Raw genomic sequence first — 6,875 nt, 5'->3', positions numbered from 1 at the left:
ACCTGCGCCGATGGTAGTGTGGCGTTGCCCATGTGAGAGTAGGTCATCGTCAGGCTCCTAAATAAACAAGCCCCAGCATCCTTGATGCTGGGGCTTTTTTATTTCTGCCTTTATGGTCACTATCGACCGATTAATTCAATAACGCCGCCAACAATGCTATGCAGCAAACTGAATTGTTCATCGGTGCGCGCAATATAGTCGTCCAGAACCCCTCCCTGCCATGTGACAAGCCAAACCAGTGCCACCAGACCCGCAATGGATAAGCCGCCCAGCCAGCGCATTTGCCGTCGTTGCTGGTCTAACTTCTGAACCTGTTGTAGCTGACATTCGGTAAAGGCAGCGCGCAATTCACGGATTTCTTCCTCGAGCTCTTCATAGGCAATTTCCAGTGTGGACAGGCGCCCGGTCATGCCCCGGGAGTTCTGTTCCGTTGCTTCCAACCCGTGATGTCCTCCTTCCTCAACGGCCAGGCGGATGGCTTCACTTTGTTCCTGATCAGGCACGTTAGACAGAATGATATCCAGAGTTCGCATCAGCTGGTCCCGGTCAACCTGCTTGCGAATGACACCGGCAGCACCGAGGGCTCTGGCTTCCTGTAGGTAACGTTCTGCGTTCTGGGAGGTATACATGAATACCGGGATGTCCCGCGTCTCCGGCTGCTGCTTGAGTCTCTCCAGTGCCTGAAAGCCATTCATACCCGGGAGGAGATGATCAAGGAAGATAAGGTCGAAATGTTCCTGCTGAAGCAGGGGAAAGGCCTGCTCTGCAGTGGCAACCCCTTTGGTAGAGATATCCGCCCGTTCAAGCAGCCGGGACAACAGAATACGGGCCGTTGACGAGTCTTCGATGATCAGTGCGTGCCCTCGCGGCATGAGAGAGCTCCTCCCTGGAAGTGACAGACGTTGTTACGCTGTGATGAATCAGTCCGAAAGACTCGGGCACTATAAGTGCAGCTCAGAAAATATGCAGTGGGTTGGCGGGCCCGGGTTCCGTTTTTGAGACTCCCATTTCATTTTTGCGTCAGGGCAGCCAGATTTCGAATACACCCCCACCCAGGCTGCCGCCGTTGTGCAGTTTGATGGAGCCGGTTCGCTCGCCTTCGCTATGCAGTGCGGCCACAGACGAGGCGAAGAACAGCCCCAGGCTGGTACTGCCGGTATTGAAGTCCAGCGACTTGAAACTCAGGGTACCAGTATGTTGCATGCTTTCCGGGTAGCCCTGGCCATCATCTTCAACCCCCAGCACCAGATAACCGTCTTCTTCGCGCGCAATAAGCCGTATCTGGCTTTTGGTATAACGGATGGCGTTGTTGATGGTGTTGTTGAGTACGCCGGTCAACAGGTCCTCGTCGAAAAAGCCATTGATGTCATCTGCGGCAATTGAATATTTGAGCCCGAGTCCCTGCAACAAAGGGATGTGCCTGGCGAGATGCTCCTCCAGGAAATCTGGCACAAAATGCTCGTCAATGTGCGCAGAGAGATTGTTTTCTCCCAGGCGATAGATACCCAGTAACTGAACCAGATCGTTATGCATACGCTCGGCTTCGTACTGGAGCATGTTGAATTTGTCGGAGCCAGCAAGGGATTGCTCATGTTCACCACGAAGTTCGTCGAGGCTGTTCAGTAACATGCCGAGAGAATTTTTCATGTCGTGCACGGCAGAGGCCAGCACCATCGAAAAGTCGATGTTTGGGTCGGTCATGCGGTCAGTCCTTTCAGTTTTCGGGTTAGGGCCAGGTATCGACGGTGTTGACGATGCTGCTCCGGCAGCTTGTTCAGACGATCCAGGCGCTGTTGGCAGGCAGCCAGTAACGCAGGCTCCGGGTTCTGGTCATATTGCTCCATCAACACCTGAACCAGATTCAGGTTCAGGGCAGCATGGTCCGGAACGATCGCCAGGGCTTTGTTGAAGGCTTCCACTGCAGCATCAAGGTCGCCTGCCTCAAACGCTTTGATGCCATCCCGGTTCATGCTGCGTGCTTCCAGTTTCTGACGGAAGCCAACGGGCTCGTCCAGGAGGTTTTCAATTTTCTGCAAGGTGTCGGGGTCGTTATCAAATCGTGAGGCCAGATCGCCGAGGATTCTTTTGGCCTGATCTTCCCGGCCCATCCGGAACAGGGTTTTTGCGAAATCCAGCCCCATATCGGCCGGGAGTTCCTCCAGGCTTTCGAGCTCCGAGCTGACCGCGGTAAGAATCTTCTCGGCCTCCCGGTGGCGGCCCTGGCCGGCATGGAGACGGCACTGCACGATCCGGCTTTTGAGCCCGATGGTTTCATCGTTGTCGAAGCGTTTCTCCATTTTCGTAAGCACAGAGAGGGCTTCTGACGAGCGCGCCGCGCCTTCTTCGTCCAGATCGCCCTCGCTCAGATCGGACAGGCTCTGGGCGAGCGACAGGTAATGCTCTGCATTGTCGTGTATGGAATAGATGCCCAGAGACACCGTCTGTCGCCACGCCTGGGAGGCGGTGTCAATATCCTGGTTTGCGCCGGCAAGTTCAGCGAGATGCTTCTGGCGGAGCAGAGCGTTGGGGGAATGTTCAGCCGCTTTCTCAAGAACCTGTTGGGCCTGGGCCGATCGTCCCTGTTTCTGAAGGCCTTCGGCCAGCAGGTCGTAGGCTTCCATATAGTCCGGGTGTTTTTCAATCAGAGCCTTGAGGCCGTCGACGGCCTGATCAAAGTTCCGGTTGGCCAGCAACACCTTGCACCGGCCTAGCCGGGCCCAGGACAGCTCCCGCTGATTCAGAACATCATCGTAGACTTTCTGGGCGTGGGCCAGGTCGCCGACCATGAAGTAGAGTTCTCCGAGTGTCTTCATCAGCCAGGTTTTGTAGCGCGGCTGTTTGGGCAGGGTTTGCAGGCAAAGACTGATGGCTTCCGGGTAGTTTTCCCGATCGATCTCCCGGGTGATGGGGAGCAGGGCATTGCGCTGTTTGATCAGGCTGCCCAGACGTTGCTCCAGCATGGCACGGTTAATGGGCTTTGTCAGATAGCCGTCAGGCTGATATTCCCGTGCCCCCATGACCATTTCCTTGGAGGTTTCCGCGGTTACCATCAGGAACAGCGATGAGCGTTTGAGGAGTTTCTTGTGCCTCAGCTCTTCCAGTACATGCTGGCCGTTTTTGCCTTCCCCCAGGTTGTAATCGCACAGCACGACATCGACGTGATTGTAGGTACAGTACTGGATGGCGGGCGTGGCGTGAGCAACCAGCTCAATCTTGTCGGCACCACAACTGCGGAGCATCTGCCGCATGGATAGCCGAAAGTTCTCGAAATCGTCGACAACAAGAAAAGTAAGCTTGCCAAACGGATTTACTGCGTCTTTCCGGTCGGATGGATTCATGGCCGCTTCTGTTTAAGTAGTTTGTTTACGAGCGCTCGCAGGGCTGCAGGCTTCACTGGCTTGTACAGTACCTGGTAGCCCCGGTTGACTGCGTCGTCACGTACCTCCGGCGCCATATAGCCGGTAATGAGGATGCCGGGAATATCGCTTCCCAGATGTTCCCTTATGCTGTCCATGGCATCCAGTCCATTGCGGTTATCATCCAGCTGATAATCAGCAAGTATAATATCGGGCCTGCGTCCGTCCAGTTTGTCCAGGGCATCGTCCAGGCTTTCGGCGGCAGTGACATCACACTGCCAGTTGCCCAGCAACGCGACCATGCCTTGCAGAATGGCTGCGTCATTGTCGATGCACAGAACGTGAAGGCCCCCGAGATTGGATACCCGTCTTGAACTGCTGCCACTTTTCTGGGAATCCAGCCGGCTTTGATCGGCCGGGGCGACCGGAACCGTGATCCCGAATACGCTGCCTTTGCCCTGGATGGAATGCACGGTGACCGGGTGATTCAGCATGCCGCTGATACGATCAACAATGGCCAGGCCAAGCCCCAGCCCCTTCTTGTCGCGACCATGCTGGAATCGGCGAAACTCCTCAAAGATGTGATTAAGCTGGTCATCTGACATACCCGGTCCGGTGTCCCAGACTTCAATGCGCAGATAGCCTTTCAGGCGTCGGCAGCCCATCAGAATCTTGCCGCTTGCGGTGTAGCGGATGGCATTGGAAAGGAAGTTCTGTACCACACGACGCAGAAGTTTCGCATCGGAACGGACCCAGGCGGTACTGGGGACTACATGCAGTTCCAGCCCCTGATCCTTGGCGATGGCTGAAAACTCGGTGGCCAGATGCCGAAGCAGCTCGTTGACCGGAAACACGCCGATATCCGGCTCAAGTGCCCCGGCATCAAGCTTTGAAATGTCCAGCAGTGTACTGATGATCTCCTCAGCCGCGCCCAGCGAGCTGTCGATGTGGTCTACCAGATCCCGGGTTTCGCCCTCGTTCACTTTGCCGGACAACGCGGAGGTAAAGAGTCTTGCTGCGTTCAGGGGTTGCAGCAGGTCGTGGCTTGCAGAGGCAAGGAAGCGGGTTTTACTCTGGTTTGCCTGCTCGGCTACCGACTTGGCCTTGAGCATCTGCTCATTGATCACCTGCAGTTCCTGGGTACGCTCCCGGACCCTTTGCTCCAGATAGATGTTGGTTTCCTTCAGGGCCTGCTCGGTCCTGCGCATGGCGGTAATGTCCTGGAATGTGGTGACATAGCCGCCGCCTGGAATCGGACTGCCATCCACCCGGACGACCGTGCCGTCGGGGCGCTGACGCTCGTAAGACATGGGTTTGCCTTCACGCATGCTGTTACAGCGGTTCTCGACGATGTCGTCAATTCGACGGGCAGACAGGTTGGCGTTGGTGAGGTTATAGCGCATCAGGTCTTCAACCGGCCGGCCAACCCGGACAAAGCCCTTGGGATAGTTGAACAGCTCGAGATAGCGATGGTTCCAGACGACAAGTTGCTGCTGATGGTTGACCACGGACACGCCCAGGCTGATGTTCTCGATGGCAGACTGCAGTAATTCCCGGCTGAAGGTCATGGCCTGGGAGGCTTCATCGACAATGCTGACCACGTCCTCAATCTGCATATCGCGGCCAGTCAGGGTCGACTCCAGAACCACGCGGGCGGTGGAGGCTCCAATCACCGATGCCAGCTGGCGCTCTATGTACTTCATCAGGTGGGTGGAAGCTGGCCGCTGAGGATAGAGCCGGATGGCATTACGTCGTTCGTAGTTCCTGAAAATGCTTTCGGAACGTTCTTCCCCCATGAACCGGTCGGTCAGGGCCTGCAGGTCGGAGGTAAGAATCTCACCCTGCCAGCTCTGGTGCTGGGCATTCTCGGCTTTGGGCTGCGCATCGTGGAAGAACGCGGCAATCTGAATCTTCTCCCGAATACGTTGCCGGGTAATCAGGGAGAGCAGAATATAGGCCCCGGTGTTTACCCCCAGACTCCAAAGAATGCCATGGCTAATCTGATCCAGGTCGGAACCGAACAGGGCTGTTGGTCGGGTCCAGTTCCAGCCAAACAGGCCGTGCTCAATCAGGGTATCCGCAACCCACCCGGTGGATACCAGCGCGGGCAACAGCAAGGTGTAACACCACATCAGGAAGCCCAGCCCAAGGCCCCAGGCAGCTCCGGTGAAGTTACCCTGGCGCCAGAGAATACCGCCTACGAGCGCGGGACCAAACTGGGCCGCTGCGGCAAAGGACAGTAAGCCAAACGCCGTCAGGCTGTAGTCTTCGCCAGCCATGCGGTAGAAGCCGTAGGCGGTCAGCAGTACTACAAAGATGGCAACCCGCCGGATCGTCAGCAGCAGGAAGCTGAGATCAGTTCGTCGGTTCATGCCTGGTCGGAAGAACTTGAGCAGGCCTGGCATGATGATTTCATTACTCACCATGGTGGCTATGGCGACGGAACAGACAATCACCATGGCGGCCGCCGCTGATCCACCGCCCAGAAACGCCAGTACGGCAAGCCAGTGTTCCCCTGCCATGATCGGCAGTTGCAGGATGACGATGTCCGGATCGCTGCCCGCCAGGTGAGTGCTCAACAGTCCGGCTGCGGCAATGGGAATGACGAATGCGCTGGCGATGATCAGATAGATCGGCATCGCCCAGCGAGCGACCTCAAAATCCCGGTGATCGGTGTTCTCCACCACCATCACGTGAAATTGCCGTGGCAGGCAGATGATGGCCAGCATGGCAACCAGCGTCTGTGTGAGGAACGCAGGGGCTTCCAGCGACTCTGTGGTAAGCGTGCCCATCAGGTCAGCTTCGCGGACTCGGGTAAACAGGTCCCCGAAGCCATCGTACAGCCCGTAGCCAACAAACAGCCCCACCGCCACAAAGGCGATGAGCTTGATCAGTGATTCAAAGGCAACGGCCTGGATCATGCCCCGATGATGTTCTGTGGACTCCAGGTGCCGGGTTCCGAACAGCACGGTAAAGACCGCCAGAGCCAGGGTGATGTACCAGGCAGAGTCGTTCCAGGCCGCTGTACTCAATTCCTGATAACTGTCACCGGTGCCCGAGAGGACATTAAACCCCAGGGCAATGGCTTTGAGCTGAAGGGCAATGTAGGGAACGCTGCCGATCAGGGCAAAGATGGCCACCATGGCCGCCAGCACCTGGGATTTGCCGTAACGCGAGGCAATAAAGTCGGCAATGGAGGTGCTGTTGTTGCGTTTACTGATGTAGATGATGCGCCGGAGCAGCGGCGCAAAGAAAATGAATACCAGTAACGGGCCCAGGTAGATGGGGAGAAATGCCAGACCTTCCTGGGTGGCCCGACCAACTGCGCCATAGAAGGTCCATGACGTGAAATAGACGGCCAGGGACAAACCGTAAATATGGGTTCTGGCCAGACGGCGCTTGTAGAGCCCCGGGTGCCGGTCACCTGCCCAGGCGATCAGGAACAGCAGTGAAATGTAAGTGATCGATATAAGGACAAGCAGCCAGGCGCTAATCATGGGGTCTTGTTATCCGCTCCTG

At 56.6% G+C, this 6,875-nt stretch carries 4 protein-coding genes; all 4 read right to left on the bottom strand.

Annotation, left to right across the window (positions count from 1 at the left end):
• Positions 1-119 precede the first annotated feature (119 nt).
• Complete coding sequence (locus ARC85_RS15010; RefSeq protein ID WP_153741316.1) at positions 120-872, bottom strand: response regulator; 753 nt, start codon at positions 870-872, stop codon at positions 120-122.
• A gap of 148 nt (positions 873-1,020) precedes the next feature.
• A complete protein-coding gene (locus ARC85_RS15005; RefSeq protein ID WP_014421940.1) occupies positions 1,021-1,701 on the bottom strand; it encodes a sensor histidine kinase in 681 nt (226 codons plus the stop codon).
• Positions 1,698-3,338: a tetratricopeptide repeat protein gene (locus tag ARC85_RS15000; RefSeq protein ID WP_286715302.1), complete on the bottom strand. Its 1,641-nt coding sequence runs from the start codon at positions 3,336-3,338 to the stop codon at positions 1,698-1,700. The genes ARC85_RS15005 and ARC85_RS15000 overlap by 4 nt, the downstream gene beginning before the upstream one ends.
• The gene (locus tag ARC85_RS14995; protein ID WP_153741318.1) at positions 3,335-6,853 is read right to left on the bottom strand and encodes a PAS domain-containing hybrid sensor histidine kinase/response regulator; all 3,519 of its coding nucleotides are present in this window, start codon (positions 6,851-6,853) and stop codon (positions 3,335-3,337) included. Before ARC85_RS14995 ends, ARC85_RS15000 begins: the two co-directional genes overlap by 4 nt.
• Positions 6,854-6,875 lie beyond the last annotated feature (22 nt).

The sequence above is a fragment of the Marinobacter sp. tcs-11 genome (assembly GCF_002049515.1).
GTDB classification, from domain to species: Bacteria; Pseudomonadota; Gammaproteobacteria; order Pseudomonadales; family Oleiphilaceae; genus Marinobacter; species Marinobacter nauticus.
The sequence above is the reverse complement of the archived record's forward strand: the minus strand, read 5'-3'. Positions and strand labels throughout refer to the sequence as shown.